Source organism: Streptomyces paradoxus (assembly GCF_014202475.1).
Taxonomy (GTDB): domain Bacteria; phylum Actinomycetota; class Actinomycetes; order Streptomycetales; family Streptomycetaceae; genus Streptomyces; species Streptomyces paradoxus.
On the sequence record NZ_JACHGV010000005.1, the window covers coordinates 475,939 to 493,488 of the forward strand.

Annotated in this window: 15 protein-coding genes and 1 tRNA gene; 5 read left to right on the plus strand and 11 right to left on the minus strand. The window is 71.5% G+C overall.

Annotation, left to right across the window (positions count from 1 at the left end; all coding sequences use genetic code 11):
• Positions 1-103: 103 nt before the first annotated feature.
• The 4 genes from HNR57_RS19825 to HNR57_RS19840 all read right to left on the minus strand — a co-directional run bounded on the left by HNR57_RS19825 (position 104) and on the right by HNR57_RS19840 (position 3,757).
• Positions 104-1,084, minus strand: coding sequence for a ribose-phosphate diphosphokinase (locus HNR57_RS19825; protein ID WP_184561333.1), 981 nt, complete (start codon positions 1,082-1,084; stop codon positions 104-106).
• 136 nt (positions 1,085-1,220) lie between these two features.
• The gene (gene glmU, locus HNR57_RS19830) at positions 1,221-2,669 is read right to left on the minus strand and encodes a bifunctional UDP-N-acetylglucosamine diphosphorylase/glucosamine-1-phosphate N-acetyltransferase GlmU (RefSeq protein WP_184561334.1); all 1,449 of its coding nucleotides are present in this window, start codon (positions 2,667-2,669) and stop codon (positions 1,221-1,223) included.
• A 134-nt stretch (positions 2,670-2,803) separates the two neighbouring features.
• Positions 2,804-2,874 (minus strand) — tRNA-Gln (locus tag HNR57_RS19835).
• Between the two features lie 22 nt (positions 2,875-2,896).
• Positions 2,897-3,757 carry a hypothetical protein gene (locus tag HNR57_RS19840; protein ID WP_184561335.1) on the minus strand — a complete coding sequence of 287 codons (861 nt, stop codon included), beginning with the start codon at positions 3,755-3,757 and terminating at the stop codon, positions 2,897-2,899.
• A gap of 168 nt (positions 3,758-3,925) precedes the next feature.
• Here HNR57_RS19840 and HNR57_RS19845 point away from each other — a divergent pair, with 168 nt between their 5' ends.
• The gene (locus tag HNR57_RS19845; RefSeq protein WP_184561336.1) at positions 3,926-5,224 is read left to right on the plus strand and encodes a sensor histidine kinase; all 1,299 of its coding nucleotides are present in this window, start codon (positions 3,926-3,928) and stop codon (positions 5,222-5,224) included.
• 24 nt (positions 5,225-5,248) lie between these two features.
• On the opposite strand, the gene HNR57_RS19850 is transcribed toward HNR57_RS19845, so the two are convergent.
• A complete protein-coding gene (locus HNR57_RS19850; protein ID WP_184561337.1) occupies positions 5,249-5,743 on the minus strand; it encodes an SUKH-3 domain-containing protein in 495 nt (164 codons plus the stop codon).
• Positions 5,744-5,823: 80 nt separating this feature from the next.
• A complete protein-coding gene (locus HNR57_RS19855; RefSeq protein WP_184561338.1) occupies positions 5,824-6,426 on the minus strand; it encodes a YwqJ-related putative deaminase in 603 nt (200 codons plus the stop codon).
• A gap of 397 nt (positions 6,427-6,823) precedes the next feature.
• On the opposite strand from HNR57_RS19855, the gene HNR57_RS19860 reads away from it, so the two are divergent.
• From HNR57_RS19860 to HNR57_RS19875, 4 genes are all read left to right on the plus strand, one after another.
• Positions 6,824-7,828, plus strand: coding sequence for an SMI1/KNR4 family protein (locus tag HNR57_RS19860; protein WP_184561339.1), 1,005 nt, complete (start codon positions 6,824-6,826; stop codon positions 7,826-7,828).
• A gap of 8 nt (positions 7,829-7,836) precedes the next feature.
• A complete protein-coding gene (locus HNR57_RS19865; RefSeq protein ID WP_184561340.1) occupies positions 7,837-10,839 on the plus strand; it encodes an SUKH-4 family immunity protein in 3,003 nt (1,000 codons plus the stop codon).
• A gap of 170 nt (positions 10,840-11,009) precedes the next feature.
• Positions 11,010-11,471 (plus strand): carboxymuconolactone decarboxylase family protein, encoded by a 462-nt coding sequence (locus HNR57_RS19870; protein WP_184561341.1) that lies wholly within the window; start codon positions 11,010-11,012, stop codon positions 11,469-11,471.
• A 143-nt stretch (positions 11,472-11,614) separates the two neighbouring features.
• Positions 11,615-12,502 carry a cellulose-binding protein gene (locus HNR57_RS19875; RefSeq protein WP_184561342.1) on the plus strand — a complete coding sequence of 296 codons (888 nt, stop codon included), beginning with the start codon at positions 11,615-11,617 and terminating at the stop codon, positions 12,500-12,502.
• A 161-nt stretch (positions 12,503-12,663) separates the two neighbouring features.
• On the opposite strand, the gene HNR57_RS19880 is transcribed toward HNR57_RS19875, so the two are convergent.
• The 5 genes from HNR57_RS19880 to HNR57_RS19900 all read right to left on the minus strand — a co-directional run bounded on the left by HNR57_RS19880 (position 12,664) and on the right by HNR57_RS19900 (position 17,171).
• On the minus strand, positions 12,664-14,277 hold the full coding sequence (locus HNR57_RS19880; RefSeq protein WP_184561343.1) for a sodium/solute symporter: 1,614 nt from the start codon (positions 14,275-14,277) through the stop codon (positions 12,664-12,666).
• Positions 14,274-14,738: a DUF485 domain-containing protein gene (locus HNR57_RS19885; RefSeq protein ID WP_184561344.1), complete on the minus strand. Its 465-nt coding sequence runs from the start codon at positions 14,736-14,738 to the stop codon at positions 14,274-14,276. Before HNR57_RS19885 ends, HNR57_RS19880 begins: the two co-directional genes overlap by 4 nt.
• Positions 14,739-14,930: 192 nt before the next feature.
• Entirely contained in the window at positions 14,931-15,104 is a 174-nt protein-coding gene (locus tag HNR57_RS19890) for a hypothetical protein (protein ID WP_184561345.1), read from the minus strand.
• 7 nt (positions 15,105-15,111) lie between these two features.
• A complete protein-coding gene (locus tag HNR57_RS19895; RefSeq protein WP_184561346.1) occupies positions 15,112-15,657 on the minus strand; it encodes a GNAT family N-acetyltransferase in 546 nt (181 codons plus the stop codon).
• Between the two features lie 20 nt (positions 15,658-15,677).
• A complete protein-coding gene (locus tag HNR57_RS19900) occupies positions 15,678-17,171 on the minus strand; it encodes an MFS transporter (protein WP_184561347.1) in 1,494 nt (497 codons plus the stop codon).
• Between the last annotated feature and the right edge of the window lie 379 nt (positions 17,172-17,550).

Here is a 17,550-nt window from a genome sequence, read left to right on the forward strand (position 1 = left end):
ATCCCCAAAACGGGAACGGCCTCCCTCGCCGAGCAACTTCAGCAGTCTACTCGGAAGGGGAGGCCGCACCCAAAAGGATCTACGCAAGCACCACCAGAGGTGCCTACTGCTCGTCGAACAGGCTCGTCACCGAACCGTCCTCGAACACCTCACGCACCGCGCTCGCGATCGTCGGCGCGATCGACAGCACCGAGATCTTGTCCAGGTCCCCGCTCAGCTCCGACGGCGTCGGCAGCGTGTTCGTGAACACGAACTCACTCACCCGCGAGTTCTTCAGACGGTCGCTCGCCGGGCCCGACAGCACACCGTGCGTCGCCGTCACGATCACATCCTCCGCACCGTGCGCGAACAACGCGTCCGCAGCGGCACAGATCGTCCCACCCGTGTCGATCATGTCGTCCACCAGGACACACACGCGACCCTTCACCTCACCCACGACCTCGTGGACGGTGACCTGGTTCGCGACGTCCTTGTCACGCCGCTTGTGCACGATCGCCAGCGGCGCACCCAGCCGGTCGCACCAGCGGTCCGCGACCCGCACCCGGCCCGCGTCCGGCGACACGACCGTCAGCTTCTCCCGGTCCACCTTCCGGCCCACGTAGTCCGCCAGCAGCGGCAACGCGAACAGGTGATCCACCGGACCGTCGAAGAAGCCCTGGATCTGGTCCGTGTGCAGATCCACGGTCAGGATCCGGTCCGCACCCGCGGTCTTCATCATGTCCGCGATCAGACGCGCCGAAATCGGTTCACGCCCACGGTGCTTCTTGTCCTGCCGCGCGTAACCGTAGAACGGCACGATGACCGTGATGGAGCGGGCCGACGCACGCTTCAACGCGTCGATCATGATCAACTGCTCCATGATCCACTTGTTGATCGGAGCCGTGTGGCTCTGGATCAGGAAACAGTCGGCACCACGCGCCGACTCCTGATAACGCACATAAATCTCACCGTTGGCGAAGTCGAAGGCCTTCGTCGGGACGACCCCGACACCCAGCTGTTGGGCGACCTCCTCCGCAAGCTCGGGGTGGGCGCGGCCGGAGAAGAACATCAACTTCTTCTCGCCGGTCGTCTTGATCCCGGTCACAGCACTGTCTCCTCAGAGGTGTCGCAGCTGGGTGGCGAGAGACCTCGCAGCCGGCTTGCCGGAGGCCGTCTCAGCTGGTGGGGGTGCGGGTTGTGCACTTATCACCGTACGCCGTGTTTGGGGCATCGGTTTCCGGTCAGCCCTCGCCGGCCGACTCCCGGGAAGCCGCCTCCGCCGCCTTCGCAGCCGCGCTCCCCGGACGCTTGCGAGCCACCCAACCCTCGATATTCCGCTGCTGACCACGGGCCACGGCCAGCGAACCGGGCGGCACATCCTTCGTGATCACCGACCCGGCAGCGGTGTACGCACCGTCCCCCACCGTGACAGGCGCCACAAACATGTTGTCCGAACCCGTCCGGCAGTGCGAACCGATCGTCGTGTGGTGCTTCTCCTGCCCGTCGTAGTTCACGAACACGCTCGCGGCACCGATGTTGGACTGCTCCCCGATCGTCGCGTCACCCACGTACGACAGGTGAGGCACCTTCGTCCCGTCCCCGATCGACGCGTTCTTCGTCTCGACGTACGTACCGATCTTGCCCTTCGCGCCGAGCCGCGTCCCCGGACGCAGATACGCGAACGGCCCCACCGTCGCCTCCGGGCCGACCTCGGCCCCCATGGCCACGGTGTTGTCGACCCGCGCACCCGCACCCACCCGCGTGTCGGTCAGGCGGCAGTTTGGCCCGACCTCCGCGCCCTCCGCCAGGTGCGTCGCGCCCTGCAGCTGGGTGCCCGGGTGAACGACGGCGTCCTGCTCGAACGTGACGGTGACGTCGACGAAGGTCGTCGCGGGATCGATGACCGTCACACCGGCGAGCATCGCCTCGGTCAGCAGCCGGTCGTTCAGAATCCGCCGGGCCTCGGAGAGCTGCACACGATTGTTGATCCCGGCGATCTCACGGTGGTCGCCGGCCACGGACGCCCCGACCCGGTGCCCGGCCTCGCGCAGGATCCCGAGCACGTCGGTCAGGTACTCCTCGCCCTGGCTGTTGTCCGTCCGCACCTTCTTCAGCGCGTCGGCGAGCAGCTGGCCGTCGAAGGCGAACACACCCGAATTGATCTCACGGATCGACCGCTGGACGTCGGTGGCGTCCTTGTGCTCCACGATGGCGGTGACGGCACCCGTGGCGTCGTCACGGACGATCCGCCCGTACCCCGTCGCGTCCGGCACCTCGGCGGTCAGCACGGTGACCGCGTTGCCGTCGGCGGAGTGGGTGTCGGCGAGGGCCCGCAGGGTGGCACCGGTCAGCAGCGGAGTGTCCCCGCACACGACCACGACGGTCCCGTCGACGGACCCGCCCAGCTCCTCCAGGCCCATCCGCACGGCGTGCCCGGTGCCGTTCTGCTCGGCCTGTACGGCGGTACGGACGTCGGGGGCGATCTCACCGAGGTGCGCGGTGACCTTCTCACGGGCGTGGCCGACCACGACGACCAGGTGCTCGGGCTGCAGCTCGCCTGCGGCGGCCAGCACATGCCCCACGAGACTGCGGCCGCAGAGCTCGTGCAGGACCTTGGGTGTGGCCGACTTCATACGGGTGCCCTCACCCGCTGCGAGAACGACGACGGCTGCCGGGCGGTTGGCGCTCACGGGATGCCCTTCGGCTGTGGATGGGGTGGGGTGACATCCGCAGGATACCGGGGGGTTTTTGTGGGGGCATGGGTGCGGGTCCTGACCGATGGATTGTGGGTCAGGACCCGAACTGAGGTCGTGCTTTCTGTGGGCTCCCGGAGAAGGATTCGAACCCTCATTCAACGGACCAAAACCGTTTGTCCTACCCTTAGACGATCCGGGATGAAGTGCGCGCTATGTCCGATTCAGGAGATCGGGCTGCGCGCGGACTCCACTATGCCGTACCAGGAGCCCTCGATGCGACGGTATAGATCGGCGCCCTTCAGGACTTTGACTACCAAGCAGCCTCGATAGGAATCGCCGACGTTCTTGCGGTGTGCCTTCGGGTTATGCCTCTTCAGCGTCGTTTTGTTAAAGGCGGATCGATCGGCGCCGACGAGGTCGGCCCAGTACCGCTCGGCGCCCACCACGTCGGCCGACTCATGGATCATCACGGTGAACTTGAGGCGCTCGCGCTCCACTCCGAGCAGGTCGAGCCAGGCCAGGAAGACCTGGATCATGCCGGGGTCGCTGTTGACGAAGCAGACGTTCTCGCGGCGGGCGTACGGCTTGTCCTTGCCGCCCTCTGCCCAGTACAGGCCGACGCCCAGGAGGAACAGCTCGCGCGGCGACAGTGCGCCGACGGCCTGCTTGGCCGCCGCCTTGGTCTGCTGTCGCTCCTCGTCCCGCAGGCGCATGGTGGCTTCCCAGCCACGCCTCGCGATCACTGACGCCTCCTCGGGAGTTCGCTTGCGCTCCGGCTTCGGCAGATCCCGAACCCACAGCGACACTGAACTCCTCGAACACCCCAGCTCCACCTCGATCTGGTCGTACGTCCAGCCCTGGAGTCGAAGCTCCCTTGCCTTCTCCCGCAGGTCGTCCTTCGCCCGGGGGCGCTTCGTCCAGGCCGGGGGCGGTTCTCCCTTCACCAGTTGGTTGAGGATGTCGTTGTTGAAGATCTTCAGTTCGTCGCGGATCTGGCGGAGGCTGAGGCCCTGCCTGCGCAGTGCCACCGCCCTCTCCCGCAGGCCCTCGAAGTCCGCGTACTTGCCAGATGCATGTGTCATACGCATACCGTCTGGGCGGAATGATGGGTTCCAGGGTCGAACGGTGAGCGATTCGGCAGTTCGAGGGATATCGGGTGGTTTCGCAGCCGAACGGTCACGGTGTGTGGTGTAGGCCAGTCCGGGAAACTCACCGGAAAACCGGCGGTGGCCGCCCGTAGGCTGGGAGGCATGACCGCGACGGGGGAAGAGCATGTGACGGCCCGGGGAGGGCCTTGGTGGTGGGCCAGGCGGCGTAGCGCCGGGCTCGATGTGGGTCTGGCCGTGGTGTCCGCGCTGGAGTGCGGGCTGGAGGGGATCCCGTTCGCCCGGGACGCGGGGATCCCGGTGGCGGCGGGGGTCGTGTTCGGGCTGCTGGCCGGTTCCGTGCTGGTCGTGCGGCGGCGGTGGCCGATCGCGGTGGTGCTGGTGTCGATCGCCATCACGCCCGCCGAGATGGGCTTCCTGATGGGCGTCGTCGGCCTGTACACGCTGGCCGCGGCGGAGCTGCCCCGGCGGATCATCGCGTCGCTGGCGGGGATGTCGCTGGTGGGGACGCTGATCGTGACGTTCGTGAAGACGCGGCAGGACATGTCCCGGGGGGACCTGGACATAGGGGACTGGTTCGTGCCCTTCGCGGCGATCACGATGTCGCTGGGCTTCACGGCGCCTCCGGTGCTGCTCGGGCTGTACGTGGGGGCGCGGCGGCGGCTGATGGAGAGCCTGCGGGAGCGGGCGGACAGTCTGGAGCGGGAGCTTCAGTTGCTCGCGGAGCGGGCGGAGGAGCGGGCCGAGTGGGCCCGGAACGAGGAGCGGACGCGGATCGCGCGGGAGATGCACGATGTCGTCGCGCATCGGGTGAGTCTGATGGTGGTGCATGCGGCGGCGCTGCAGGCGGTGGCCCGGAAGGATCCGGAGAAGGCTGTCCGGAATGCCGCGCTGGTGGGGGACATGGGGCGGCAGGCGCTGACGGAGTTGCGGGAGATGCTCGGGGTGCTGCGCACCGGTGGGGACGGGCGTCCTGAGCGTGCGGCGTCGGTGCCGTTGGTGGCGGTGGGGGTGGCTGCCGCTGCGGCGGCTTCGCGGGCTGCGGATGACGAGGGGCCGTCTCTGGCGGAGATCGAGGAGCTGGTCGGGCAGTCGGCTGCCGCGGGGATGGTGGTGGCGTTGTCGGTGGAGGGTGATGCGCGGTCGTACGCGCCTTTGGTGGAGCAGACGGCGTACCGGGTGGTGCAGGAGGCGTTGACGAACGTCCACAAGCACGCGGCCGGGGCGAAGACGTATGTGCGGTTGGCGCATCGGGTGTCGGAGATCGCGATGCAGGTGGAGAACGAGCCGCCGGAGGAGGCGGCGTCGTCGGCGCGGTTGCCGTCCGGGGGGAACGGGCTGGTGGGGATGAAGGAGCGGGTGTCGGCGCTGGGTGGGGTGTTCGTGTCGGGGCCGACGGATGCGGGGGGTTTCCGGGTGTCGGCGGTGATTCCGGCGTCGTAGCCCGTCCGGGGGTGGGGTCCGGGGTCAGTTTGTGGTGAGGCGGGCGGGTCCGGTGCCGGTGATGAGGGTGGCCAGGGCGTGGTCGATGTCGGGGCCGAGGTACCAGTCGCCGGTGTGGTCGAGGGTGTAGGCGCGGCCGTCGGTGTCGATGGCGAGGAGTGCCTGGCTGTCGGTTTCGGTGCCGAGGGGGCAGACGTCGGTGCCGAGGGCGCGGCCGAGGTCGGCGAGGGTGCGGGCCATGTGGAGGCCGTGCAGCGGGTCGAGGTGGAGGGTGGCGGGGGCGACTTGGCGGCCGGGGCCGGTGGGGGTGATGTGGAGTCCGCCGAATTCGGCCCAGGCTTCGACGGCGGCGGGGAAGACGGTGTGGCGATGGCCTGCGGGTGAGATGTGGTCGCGCAGGGTGTCGGCCCAGATCTCGGCTTGTTTGATGTCCCAGCGTCCGGGTTGCCAGCCGGCGGCGCGCAGGGCGGCGTCGACGGGTACGGCGAAGCGGGTGGTGGAGGTGCGGTCGGTGTGCATCTGCCCTTCGTCTCGTCGAGGTCATGAGGCGCGCGTGTGTGTGTGCCGTGCTGTGTGGTGCTGGGGGTGGGGGGTGGGCGTCAGCCGTTCTGGGACGCCGGGTCGACTATGCGGACCCCGAAGTGGGCGCTGAGCGCGGTGCAGGCGCGGCAGGGGGTGGCGAAGCTGCCGTGGAGGGGGTCGCCGTCCTCGCGGATGCGCCGGGTGGTGAGTTTGGCCTGCTTGAGGGCTTTGCGTGCCTCGCCGTTGGTCATGGGTTTGCGTGCGGCGCGTTTGCTGCGGGCGGTGTCGGCGGCGGCGATGTGGCGGGAGATGAGGATGGTTTCGGCACAGCGGCCGGTGAAGCGGTCGCGTTGGGCGCTGGTGAGGGTGTCGAGGAAGTCCTGGACGAGGGGGTGCAGGGCGGGGGGTGTGTCGCCGCGGGCGGCGGTGCCGGTGAGGGTGGCGCCGCGGACGGAGAGGGCGGCGGCGACGGTGGGGAGGATGCCGTCGCGGCGGTGCCGGAGGGCGGGGGTGTGGGCCGTTTCGGTGGTGCTCCAGCCGATGCGGGGGTCGCCGCCGCGGGGGTCGGTGGCTCGCGGGTCGCCGGCCAGGGGGCCGGGGTCGCGGCTTGTGCCTCTGGGGTCGCCGTTTCGTGGGTCGGCGGACCGGCCGGTGTGTGGTCCCGTCTGCGTGGCGTTCATGATCGTCTTCCCCTCCGTGCATCCCCCCGGGGGGCACAGACTGCCAAATGCCGTGGCCGGTGCGGAAGCTGGGGCGCGGCGACACGCCCGGAGCGGGGTGTGCCGTCACGGTGGGGTGACGGCTGGTCACGGAAGCGGAGGGGGTGCCGGCCGGTGCCGGTGACCGGTGTCGTCGTACCGCATAGGCTGTCGGCACCGCGGGCGATGCGGTGATCCGTTCGGGGTTCGATGCAGTGAACCGGAGGGTGATCCGCGGGGTCGGCGGTTGCAGTGAGGCGCGGTGAAGTGCGCCGAGGTGCAGTGCAGTCGAGGAACAAGACGTGACAGTCGATACGGGTCGTAGGGCGCCAAGGGTGGTCAATACGGGTCGTACAGAGTGCCGCAGGGGGCAACCGCCATGACGACAGGTCGGCTCGGGCAGCAAGCCGCGCCGCCGAACGCGGCCTACGCCGGGCAGGTCGTGCATTTCCCGGATCCGGTCCGGGCGGCCCGTCACCCGAGAGGGGTACGGGTCGATGAGCATGGTTACCCCGACTTCTCGGCTTACGCGCGTGCGGCCGCGGAGATCGCGGAGCCGCCGGAGGGTTTCGGTGTCGACGAGTTGCGGCTGACGGACTACGTGTCGGCGAACACGGCGTTGTCGGCGTCCGGGCACGAACTGTGGGACACGGTGCCGGCGGTGGCGACGCCGCACGGCTGGACGTGGCACCACGTGGTGGGTTCGCGGCGGCTGGAGCTGGTTCCGGTCGAGGTGAAGGCGCTGCTGCGGCATCACGGTGGTGTGGCGACGTCGGGTGTGGACCACTCCAAGCGGGGGACGCGGCCGTTGCAGGAGACGCGTCCGGCGCACTTCGGGCTGCCGAAGTCGGGTGTGGCGGTGACGGAGTCGCAGGTGCAGGGTGTCGAGGAGGACCTCGGTTACCGGCTGCCGGGTGCGTACCGGTCGTTCCTGAAGGCGGCGGGCGGTTGCGCGCCGGTGGGTGCCGCGCTGGACGCGGCGCTGGGGCTGCTGGTGGACCAGCCGTTCTTCACGGTGCGCGACGAGGCCGCGGTCAATGACCTGGTGTACGTCAACAAGTGTCTGCGTGACCATCTGACCAAGGACTATCTGGGGGTCGCCTTCGTCCAGGGCGGGCTGCTGGCCGTGAAGGTGAAGGGCGAGCGCATCGGGTCCGTGTGGTTCTGCGCGTACGACGACGCGCGGGACGTGGATCCCTCGGTTCCGCCCGCGGAGCGGGTGGAGCGGCTGCTGCTTCCGTGCGGGGACGACTTCGATGTCTTCCTGTCGCGGCTGGCGGGCAATCCGCCGGAGTTGGAGACGGTGGCGAACCTGATGGTGGACGGCGGGTTCGCGCGTGTGGTGCCGGTGGGTGCGGTGTCGTCCTCGGCCGTGGGGGAGTGAGGTCGGCGATGGTGACCTTCGCGCAGGCGCAGGAGCGCGCGGAAGAGTGGATCAACGGGGATCTCCCGGCGTACCAGCATCGTGAGGTGCGGGTGCGGGAGTTCGACCTGGGGTTCGTGGTGTGGGCCGAGGACCGGTCGGACGGGCCGCGGTCGGACGGTGGTGCGCAGCGGCTGGTGATCGCGCGGGACAGCGGTGAGGCGACGTTGTGGCCCGGGCTGCCGGTGGGTGAGGTGATCCGCCGGTACGAGGAGGAGTACGGCCGTCCGGACGAGGCGGAGGAGCCGGCACCGGCTGCGCCTGCGGCGCGGGTGGATCTGAACCAGACGTCGTTCCTGCTGACTCCGCCGGAGTGGTTGCAGGATGCGGCGGACAAGCTGGGGATTCCGGATCGGCGGGGTGCGGGGTCCGGTGAGACGGGTTCGGCTCCTGCGGCCTCTTCGGCTTCTGCGGCCCCTTCGGGTCCTGCGGTTGCTGCCGATGGTCCGGTGTCTGCCGGTGGGGCGGCTTCCGGTGCCGCTTCCGGTGCCTCGGCTGCGGGCGCGGCGACTCCCGCCCAGGGGGCGCCCGTCGCGCCGGGGAGTGGTACGGCGTGGCCGGCCGCCGGGGGGAGTGACCCGGAGGAGGGCGAGGCCTCGGCCACCGGTCCGGGTGCTTCCGCCGCGCCGGGTGTGCCCGACGGGGCGACGCCGTGGGCCGGTACGGACACCAACGGCGATGCCGGTGACGACCGTTCGGTACCGCTGCCGGCGACGGTCTTCGCGCCGCCGCTGAGCGAGACCGACGGTGCCACGCCGCCGCCGTCGACGACACCCGATGCCCATACGGCCCTGATGTCGGGCGGCAGTCAGCTTCCGCCGACCGCGGTGACGCCGGCGGTGGACGGTCCGAGCGCCCCGGGCTCCGGCCCCGCGGGCGGGCCGGGGTACGGCTACCCCTCGGGTCCGGCCACCGCGCCCGGTGTGCCGGGGACGCCGCCCGGCGGGGTGCCGCAGGGCAGTACGCCTCCGCCTGTGCCGGGTGGGCAGCCGTACGGCTATCCGCAGGGGGCGGGTGGCGGGGCTGCAGGTCCCGCCGGCCCGGCCGGTCCTGCCGGTCCCGTGGGTGGTGCGCCGCAGCCGCCTGCCGGTCCGGGTGCGCCGGAGCGGCCGCTCGCGCCCAACGCCGGGGACATCGCCGACGCCGCGACCAGCAAGGCGGCTCCGCCGCCGGGCCGTGGGCGGAGCGCGGGTCCGGCCACACCGCCTCCACCGGGTGCTCCGGGTGCGCCGGGTGTGCCGGGTGCACGGCCGGGCAGTACGCCCCCGCCGTCGGGGCCCGGGGCTCCGGGGACTCCGGCGGGCGGTTATGTGCCCACGCAGCTGGTGTCGGCGCTCGGTCCTGACGGGCCTGGTGCTCCGGGAGGGCCCGGCTCCGGAGGGCCCGGTGCGCCCGGTGGCCCGGGGAATTCCGCGGGGGCCGGGTCTCCGCAGGGTCCGGGTGCGCCGCAGCCGCCTGGTCCCCCCGGTGCGCCGCAGCCGCCCGGTGCCCCTGGTGGTACGCCTCCTGGGGGTGTCCACCATGCCGCCACGATGTTCGCCGACCCCGGCCGGATGGGCCCGGGCGCGCCTCAGCCTCCGCAGCCGCCGGGGCCTCCGGGAGCGCCCGGTGCTCCCCATCCGCCCGGTGCTCCGAACCCGCCTGGTGCGCCGCAGCCGCCCGGCGCCCCGGGGGCTCCTGGTGCCCCGGGTGTTCCTGGCGGCCCGGGTCCCGTGCATCACGCGGAGACCATGCTGGCCACGCCTCCGGCGGGCGGCCCCGGCGTGCCTCCGCCGCCGCAGGCCCCCGGCGCGCCTCCCGCTGCCCCGGGAGCGCCCGGAGCTCCGGGCGCGCCTGGCGTGCCTGGTGGGCCGCCGCCCGTGCCGCACGGCGGGGCGCCGGGTGCGGTGCCTCCGGGTATGCCGCCCGGTGCGATCCCGCCGGGTGCGATGCCGCCGCCCGGCCAGCCCGCTCCCGGGCAGCCGCCGGCGTACGGCTATCCGCAGCAGCCCACCGGGCAGCCGACCGTCGGCCCCGGCTACCAGGCCGTGCTGCGCTACCGCGCGCAGGACGGTTCCGAGCAGCAGCTGATCCGGCGTTCGGCGCCGGGCATGCCGCACCCGGAGTGGCAGATCTTCCACGAGCTGCGGGCCATGAACGTGCCCCCGGACCAGGTGCTGGAGCTGCACACCGAGCTGGAGTCGTGCGAGCTGCCGGGCGCGTACTGCGCGCGGATGATCCGGGAGCAGTGGCCGCAGGCCCGCATCACGAGCATCGCCCCGTACGGCACCGACCACGCGAGCCGGCAGCAGGGCATGCAGCAGCTGCTGGCCCACCAGGGCGAGTTGCACCAGGTGGCGGACGGCCCGGCGCGGCCGGCTCCGGTGCGTGCGCCGCTGCCGCCGGTGCAGCCGGCGCCGCCGATCCCGCCGGAGGCCATCGGGCAGGAGCTGGGGGCCGCGTTCGGGCCGGGGGTGTTCCGGTTCGAGCAGGCCGCCGTGTCGCGGCAGGGTGTGCCCCCGGTGGTGGCGCACACGCTGGTGGCGGCCGGACTGCCGATGGACATGGGCCCGTTCTTCTGGGCGCAGGCCCAGCCGGGGCGGCCCGTTCCGACGCTGGCGGAGCTGGCGGCCGAGCGCGGTGTGCAGCCGGCCGCGGACGCTGGTTCCTACCTGGTGATGGGCAGCGACTTCGGCAAGGCGATCTGCGTGCAGTACGGCACGGCGAACATCGTCGCCGTGCCGGTGGAGGCCGGGCCGGGCGGGGCGCCCGTACCGCCGCAGTTCGTGAACACCGGGCTGCCGGAGTTCGCCCGCTGCCTGGCGCTGCTCGGGCGGATGTGGCGGCTGCGGTTCGGGCTGAACCAGGAGCAGGCGGGACGCTGGACCGTCGACTTCCAGGCCCAGCTGGCCGCGCTCGATCCGGCGGCGCTGGGCTCGCCGGAGAGCTGGTGGTCGGTGCTGCTGGAGGAGATGTGGGACGGACTGCTGTGAGCCGTCGCCGCTGACGTGTTCCGAAGGAGCCGGGTTCGGTCGCTCGTGCGACCGGGCCCGGCTTTCTCATGCCCGCGCCGAAAAATTCTTCGCTCGGGCTGTCACACCTTCCTCCGCCGCTCCGTCAGTGCAGTGACAGCGACGCACCGCCGACACAGGAGGCAGAGATCATGCAGGCACGGATGACGAACCCGGCGTACGTCCTTTCCGGCGCGATGAAGGGCATCGGCACCCTCTTCCAGGCGATCGGGGAGGGCGGTCTGGCGCAGGACGTGGCGGAGATGGCCGGGCTGCGCGCCAGCCAGATCAACGGCTGCGGTGCCTGCGTGCACGGGCACGTCGCCAACCTCCGCAAGGCCGGGGTGAGCGAGGAGCGCATCGCGGCCGTCGCCGCCTGGCGGCACGCGCCCTTCTTCTCGGACGCCGAGCGCGCGGCCCTGAAGCTGACGGAGGCGATGACACGGCTTTCCGACCTCTCGGGGGAGTCGGTGCCGGACGCGCTGTGGGACGAGGTGGCCGACCACTTCGACGAGAAGGAACTCTCCGCGCTGATCCTCACCGTCTCGGTCACCAACATGTTCAACCGCATCAACACGACCATCCAGGAGCCCGCGGGCACCAACTGGGGCTGAGGCGGCCGCCGGTCCGGCCACGAGGCCCTGACCCCTGAGCGGAGTGTCGCGTTATGAACACTTCCGTCTGATCCACCAAGATGTGCGCTGAATCATCCCATTTCTGGCGCGACTTCACATCGGTGTGGTGGAGAGGGGTCCGGATGAGCGGCGCGACGGTGTCACCGCACGGCTTCACGGCCGTGCGGGGGCGCGGCTACCGTCCCGAGCAGGTCGACGAGTACGCCGAGGCCCTCTCCGCGGACCGGGACGCGGCCTGGGAGAGAGCCGCCCGCCTGACGGTGCTCGCCCGGCGCATGGACGAAGAACTGGCGCGGCTGCGCGAGGCCGTGGCCCGGCTGGCCCCGCAGAACTACGAGACGCTCGGCGACCGGGCGCGGCGCCTCTTCGAACTCGGCGAGCAGGAGGCCGCGGCCGTCCGGGAGGGGGCGCGGGACGAGGCGCGCCAACTGGTGGACGGGGCGCGGGCGTCCGCGGCAGGCGTGCGCGAGTCCGCACGGGCGCATGCCGAGGCCGTACGCGCCGACGCCGACGAACGTGCCCGGCAGCGGCTGCTCGCCGCGCACGCCGAGGCCGACGAGATCCTGGGCGCGGCACGGCGTGAGGAGGGGGAGCTTCGGGGCGAGGCAGTGGCCGCTTTGCGGGAGATGCGGCAGCGCACCTCCGGGATGCTGGCCGAGCAGGAGAGGGAACGCGGCGAGCGGTGGGCGGAGACGGAGCGTGAGGAGGCCGCCCGCGAGGCGGCGTCCGACGCCCACCACGACGAGGCGGTGACGCGCGCCGAGGCCGTGCTGGCCGAGGCCGAGCAGGCCTTCGCCGACGCCGGGGACTCCGCCCGCGACCTGGAGGAAGAGGCCCAAGCGCATGCCGCGGAACTGGTCGCCCGGGCCCGGGAGCACGCGGAGGCCGTGGAGGCGGAGACGGGCCGGCTCCTGCGCGTGCACGCCGAGCAGCGGGACGACGCCCTCGCCCACATCGCCCGCGTCCACACCAGCCTGACGGCGTGGGCGGGACAGTCGACGGCGGAGTGACAGCGTCGGCGGGTGCCCGCTGGTGCCGCCCCTGTCACGTGTAACGGACACGGGCGGCACTCGTACCGGCGGCAGGCCGCGGGCGTCACCCTGTTGGCGGCGACGGGCGGTCCGCGCCGCCGATCACTCTGACCACGCCGACCGGTGCCCGCGGTTCCGCGTCAGTTGTCCCTGCGGACCGCGCCCGCCAGGATCCAGCCCTCCACGGCCTCGTACTGGTGGCGCTGCTCCTCCGACTTCCGGCGGCCGGAGGCGATCGTGCCCAGCCAGCCGCAGGCGAAGCCCAGGGGTATCGAGAGCAGGCCCGTCGTGGTGAACGGGAACCAGTTGAAGTCGGCTTCGGGGAAGGCCGAGACGGGTGAGCCGGAGACCAGGTTGGTGCCCGGCATCAGCACCAGGACGGCCAGGGAGCCTCCGATGAGGGTGCTGAGCAGGCCCGTTCGCGTGTAGCGGCGCCAGAAGAGGCTGTAGACCAGCGCGGGTGCGATGGCCGAGGCGCCCAGGCAGAAGGACAGCGTGACCAGCGGTTGCAGGCTGCGGTGCTGGACCTGGGTGGCCAGGAGGATCGCGGGGATGCCCACGGCCAGGGCCGACAGCCGTGCCACGGTCATCTCGCGCCGCGGCGACATCTCCTGCACCCGGGCCGCGAACACGTCGTGCGCGAGGGAGTTGGCGCAGGCCAGGATCATGCCGGCGACGGAGGCGAGCAGCGTGAGGAAGACCGCCGTGGTGACGGTCGTGAACAGGAACGTCTCCGCCGACGACACGTCCCGCCCGAACGCCGCCTGCGATCCCAGCAGATACGCCGTGTTGCCCTGCGGGTCGACCTGCGCGATCAGCTTCCGTCCGATCAGCGCGGTCGCGCCGAAGCCGACGACCGTGATGACCAGCACGAACAGGGCCACGCCCGACACCGCCCAGGACATCGAGCGCCGCACCTGCCGGGCACTGGAGGCCGTGTACATGCGCATGGTGACGTGCGGCAGGACGCCACCGCCGAGGACCACCGTCAGCTGTGCGGTGATCATGTCCAGGTCGGGGCTGGGGCCGCCCGCGAACTGCAGGCCCGAGGAGAGGAACGCCGAGCCGACACCGCTGTTCTGTGCGGCCGCGTCGAACAGGGCGCCCGGGTCCCAGTCGAACCGGTTGAGGATCAGCAGCGCGACCACCATGCCGGAGCCGAGCAGCAACACGATCTTCAGGATCTGGATGAGGGCGGTGCCCTTCATCCCGCCGATCGCCGCGTAGCTGATCATCAGCGCGCCCACGCCGATGATGCAGCCCGTCTGCAGCGACTCGCCGGAGAAGCCGAGGATGAACGCCATCAGCTGCCCGGTGCCCGCCAGCTGGACGAGCATCAGCGGTACCAGTGCCGCCAGGGTCACCGCGCAGGCGGCGATACGGACAGCGCGTCCCGGCATCCGGCGCGTCAGTGCGTCGCCCATGGTGAAGCGGCCCGCGTTGCGCAGCGGTTCGGCCAGCAGGAACATCAGCAGCATCAGTGACAGGGCCGTACTCAGCGCCAGCACGATCCCGTCGTAGCCGAACAGGGCGATGACCCCGCCGGTGCCGAGGACGGTCGCGGCGGAGATGTAGTCCCCGGCGATCGCCAGGCCGTTGCGCATGGGGGACAGGGAGCTGTAGCCGGTGTAGAACTCGTCCAGGTCGTCCCGGTCCGGGCCCGTCATCACGCAGAGCAGCAGGGTGATGGTGGCGACGGCGGAGAAGCCGACGAGGGACATCGCCTGGGCGTTGCCGCTGAAAACGGTGGTCACCGTGCTCCCTCCCGCTTCGCGTCCAGCTCGGCGTGCTTGCGTATGCGGTCCGCGATCGGGTCGACGCGGCGGCGGGCCGTCTGCTCGTACAGGGCGACCGCGAGCCAGGTCACGGGGACCTGGACGAGCGCGAGCAGCAGGCCGGTGGGCAGGCCGTCGGTGACGGTGCTCGTCATGAACGACGGCGCGAACGCCGACAGGATCAGGAACAGGACGAAGTAGCCGAGCGCCGTGAGCGTGGCCACGCGCCGCTGCCAGCGGTAGGCGCTGCGCAGGACCCGCAGGTCGCTGTGGTGTCCGAGCGCGGCGTGGCGCTGGGGACGCCGTTCGGCCGGCTCGGGAGCCTCCCGAGGTGCCCAGGGATAGGTCTCGTACGTGTACGGGTCGTACGACGCGGGCGGATCGGGTGGTCGGTACGGGTAGGACGGGGGTGGGTAGGACGGGGACGGGTCGTAGGACATCCCGGTACTCCTTGCGAGGGTGGGATCCGGTGCGGCGGGCCGCAGGGAGGTGGGGGGCGGGAGCCACGCACGCTACTTCGGGGTAGGGGTTCAGCGCGAGGGTTTCAGCAAACTGATCGGTCGGTATGCGCTTACCTTTTTGACCTCGTGTGTTACCCGCGTTAACCCCGCTTTTCGGGGATCCCCGGCGTGTCAGCCGCGGTGGATCAGCGCCACGGACGCGGGCACTTCGGCGTGATCGTCGGCCGTCGCCCGGAAGGCCGGCCGCCGGTCGGTCCGGCGCGGGACCGAACTGCCCGCGAGGACGGTGAAGTTGACGCTGCCCGCTACGACACTCGCCCGCCGCAACCAGGCCCTGGTCCCCATCGCCGTTCTACAGCTCTGGCTGCCCTGACCTTGCGGACACGACCTGGGGGCTGTCGGGGGCGGCGTCGAGGTGCCGTCGCTCGTAGCGGACCCCCGGGCTGCCGTCCACCGTCGTGTTCTCCACCCACGTGAAGCCGTTGCGGGTCAGGACCCTCATGGAAGCCGGGTTGCCGAGGGTCGTTCGCGCGGTGAGGGACGTCAGGCCGTAGTCGGCTGCCGCCAGCCGGCACACCTGCGCGACGGCCGCCGTCGCCACGCCCCGGCCGGCGGCCTGTTCGCCGACGCGGTAACCGAGTTCGGCGCTGCCGTCCACCAGGTCCATCAGGTTGATCCGGCCGATCAGCTCACCGTCCTCCCCGAGGACCACATGGAAGCGGCACACGCGCGCGTGCTGCTCGTCGAGGAGCGCCTGAAGGCGTGCGGCGAACCCCTCCGCCGTGAAGAAGGCGTCCCCGCGGTCCGGCACCGTGCGGGCGAAGTACGCCCGGTTCTCCCGCTCGAACGCCAGCAGTGCTTCCGCGTGATCCGCCCGCAGGGGTTCCAAGGTCACCATGCGAGTGAGGATAGGGACGCTCAGTCCTTCAGCACCGGGAATTTCCGGGGCGCGAGGAACAGCAGCACCAGGAACGCCAGGGCCGCCGCGCACGCCGCGCCGAGGTAGACCGCGTGCACCGCGTCGGCGATCGCCCGCCGGGTCGCCTCCGGCGCGCTGCCCGAGTCGAGTGCCCGCGTCACCGAGTCGAGGTCGCCCGCACCGCCGAGCCTGGCGGCCAGCACCCCGTTGGCGACCGCGCCGAACACCGCCGCGCCGATCGTCTGGCCGGTCTGGCGGCAGAACAGCACGGACGCGGTCGTCGTACCGCGCTCCGCCCATCCCACCGTCGACTGCACACCGACGATGAGCGGCAGCTGGAACAGGCCCAGCGCGGCGCCGAGCAGCAGCATCAGCAGCGCGGGCTGCCACGCCTGCCCGGGATAGGGCAGGAAAGGGAACGCGAACAGGATCAGCGCGGCCGTGCCGATGCCCAGCATCGCCGTGTTGCGGAAGCCGATCCTGCGGTACACGTGCTGGCTCAGCGCCGCCGACACCGGCCAGCTCAACGTCCAGACGGACAGGACGAATCCGGCGGCCACGGGCGCGAGACCCAGCACCGACTGGGCGTACGTGGGCAGGAAGACCGACGGCGCGACCATCAGCAGGCCCAGCGCGCCCAGGGCCAGATTGACCGCGGCGATCGCACGGCGCCGCCACACCCAGCCCGGGATGACCGGCTCGGCCGCCCGGCGTTCCACCAGCACCACGACCGCGACCAGGGCGAGTCCCGCACCGAACAGGGCCAGTGAGGGCGCCGAGAGCCACGGCCACGCCACCCCGCCCTGCACCAGGGCCGTGAGCAGTACGCCGCCGCAGGCGAACACCGCGAGCGCCCCCGCCCAGTCCACGCGTGCGTGCGCGGTGGCCTCCCGCTCCGGCTCGTGGAGGTGACGCACGATCAGCCACAGCGCCACCGCACCGATCGGCAGGTTGATCAGGAAGATCCACCGCCAGTCCGCATAGGCGGCGAGCACCCCGCCGAGACCGGGGCCGGCGACCGCCGACACCGCCCACACCGTCGACAGCTTCGACTGGATCTTCGGGCGGTCCTTCAGCGGATACAGGTCGGCGGCGAGTGTCTGCACCGTGCCCTGCAGCGCGCCGCCGCCCAGGCCCTGCACGACACGGAAGGCGATGAGCGCCCCCATGTTCCAGGCCAGCGCGCACAGCAGCGAGCCGAGCAGGAAGACCACCGACCCCGCTATGAGGACCGGTTTGCGGCCGAAGGTGTCGGACAGCTTGCCGTACACGGGCAGGGTGACGGTCACGGCCAGCAGATAGCCGGAGAACAGCCAGGAGAAGACGGAGAAACCGCCCAGGTCCCCGACGATCTGCGGGACGGCGGTCGAGACGATGGTCGCGTCGAGCGCCGCCAGCGCCATCGAGAGCATGAGCGCCGCGACGACGGCTCCACGCCGGCCGGCCGTGGCGGGACGCGCGGTCTCACGCTCCGCTGAACTGGTGCCGCCCACTCCCGGTCCTCCCCCTCGCCCCGGCCCCGCCCTCGCCACATGTCCCGTCGCTGATGCCTGCCCCTTGCACCTACCTGCCGCGGACAGCTTCCCACTTGACCCTCACGCAGCGGGAGGGTGGAGCCTGAGTGGACCGACGGGTGGAGCCGACCCTGAGACGGCCTCCACCCTTCGGTGGACTGCCCCTAGGGGTACCTCCGTACTACGACCTGGGGAGGGTTGGTACCGGCGGAGGACGAGACGGGGAGCGGGCCTTCCTTAACCTGGCTTTACGCCGCCGGGGGGCGGTTGGCACACCGGCGGGGGTGGGGTTTTCCACAGCACAAGACTGCGCTGAGCACCAGGGCGCGGGACCCCTCCCCGCCGCGAGACTGAAACG

What these genes read in the sequence shown, in the direction of transcription:
- HNR57_RS19860 (WP_184561339.1), top strand. Translation starts at nt 6,824, where the DNA reads ATGACGACAGGTCGGCTCGGGCAGCAAGCCGCGCCGCCGAACGCGGCC.
- HNR57_RS19875 (WP_184561342.1), top strand. Translation starts at nt 11,615, where the DNA reads ATGAGCGGCGCGACGGTGTCACCGCACGGCTTCACGGCCGTGCGGGGG.
- HNR57_RS19850 (WP_184561337.1), bottom strand. Translation starts at nt 5,743, where the DNA reads ATGCACACCGACCGCACCTCCACCACCCGCTTCGCCGTACCCGTCGAC.
- HNR57_RS19855 (WP_184561338.1), bottom strand. Translation starts at nt 6,426, where the DNA reads ATGAACGCCACGCAGACGGGACCACACACCGGCCGGTCCGCCGACCCA.
- HNR57_RS19870 (WP_184561341.1), top strand. Translation starts at nt 11,010, where the DNA reads ATGCAGGCACGGATGACGAACCCGGCGTACGTCCTTTCCGGCGCGATG.
- HNR57_RS19840 (WP_184561335.1), bottom strand. Translation starts at nt 3,757, where the DNA reads ATGACACATGCATCTGGCAAGTACGCGGACTTCGAGGGCCTGCGGGAG.
- HNR57_RS19845 (WP_184561336.1), top strand. Translation starts at nt 3,926, where the DNA reads ATGACCGCGACGGGGGAAGAGCATGTGACGGCCCGGGGAGGGCCTTGG.
- HNR57_RS19895 (WP_184561346.1), bottom strand. Translation starts at nt 15,657, where the DNA reads ATGGTGACCTTGGAACCCCTGCGGGCGGATCACGCGGAAGCACTGCTG.
- HNR57_RS19890 (WP_184561345.1), bottom strand. Translation starts at nt 15,104, where the DNA reads ATGGGGACCAGGGCCTGGTTGCGGCGGGCGAGTGTCGTAGCGGGCAGC.
- HNR57_RS19885 (WP_184561344.1), bottom strand. Translation starts at nt 14,738, where the DNA reads ATGTCCTACGACCCGTCCCCGTCCTACCCACCCCCGTCCTACCCGTAC.
- HNR57_RS19865 (WP_184561340.1), top strand. Translation starts at nt 7,837, where the DNA reads ATGGTGACCTTCGCGCAGGCGCAGGAGCGCGCGGAAGAGTGGATCAAC.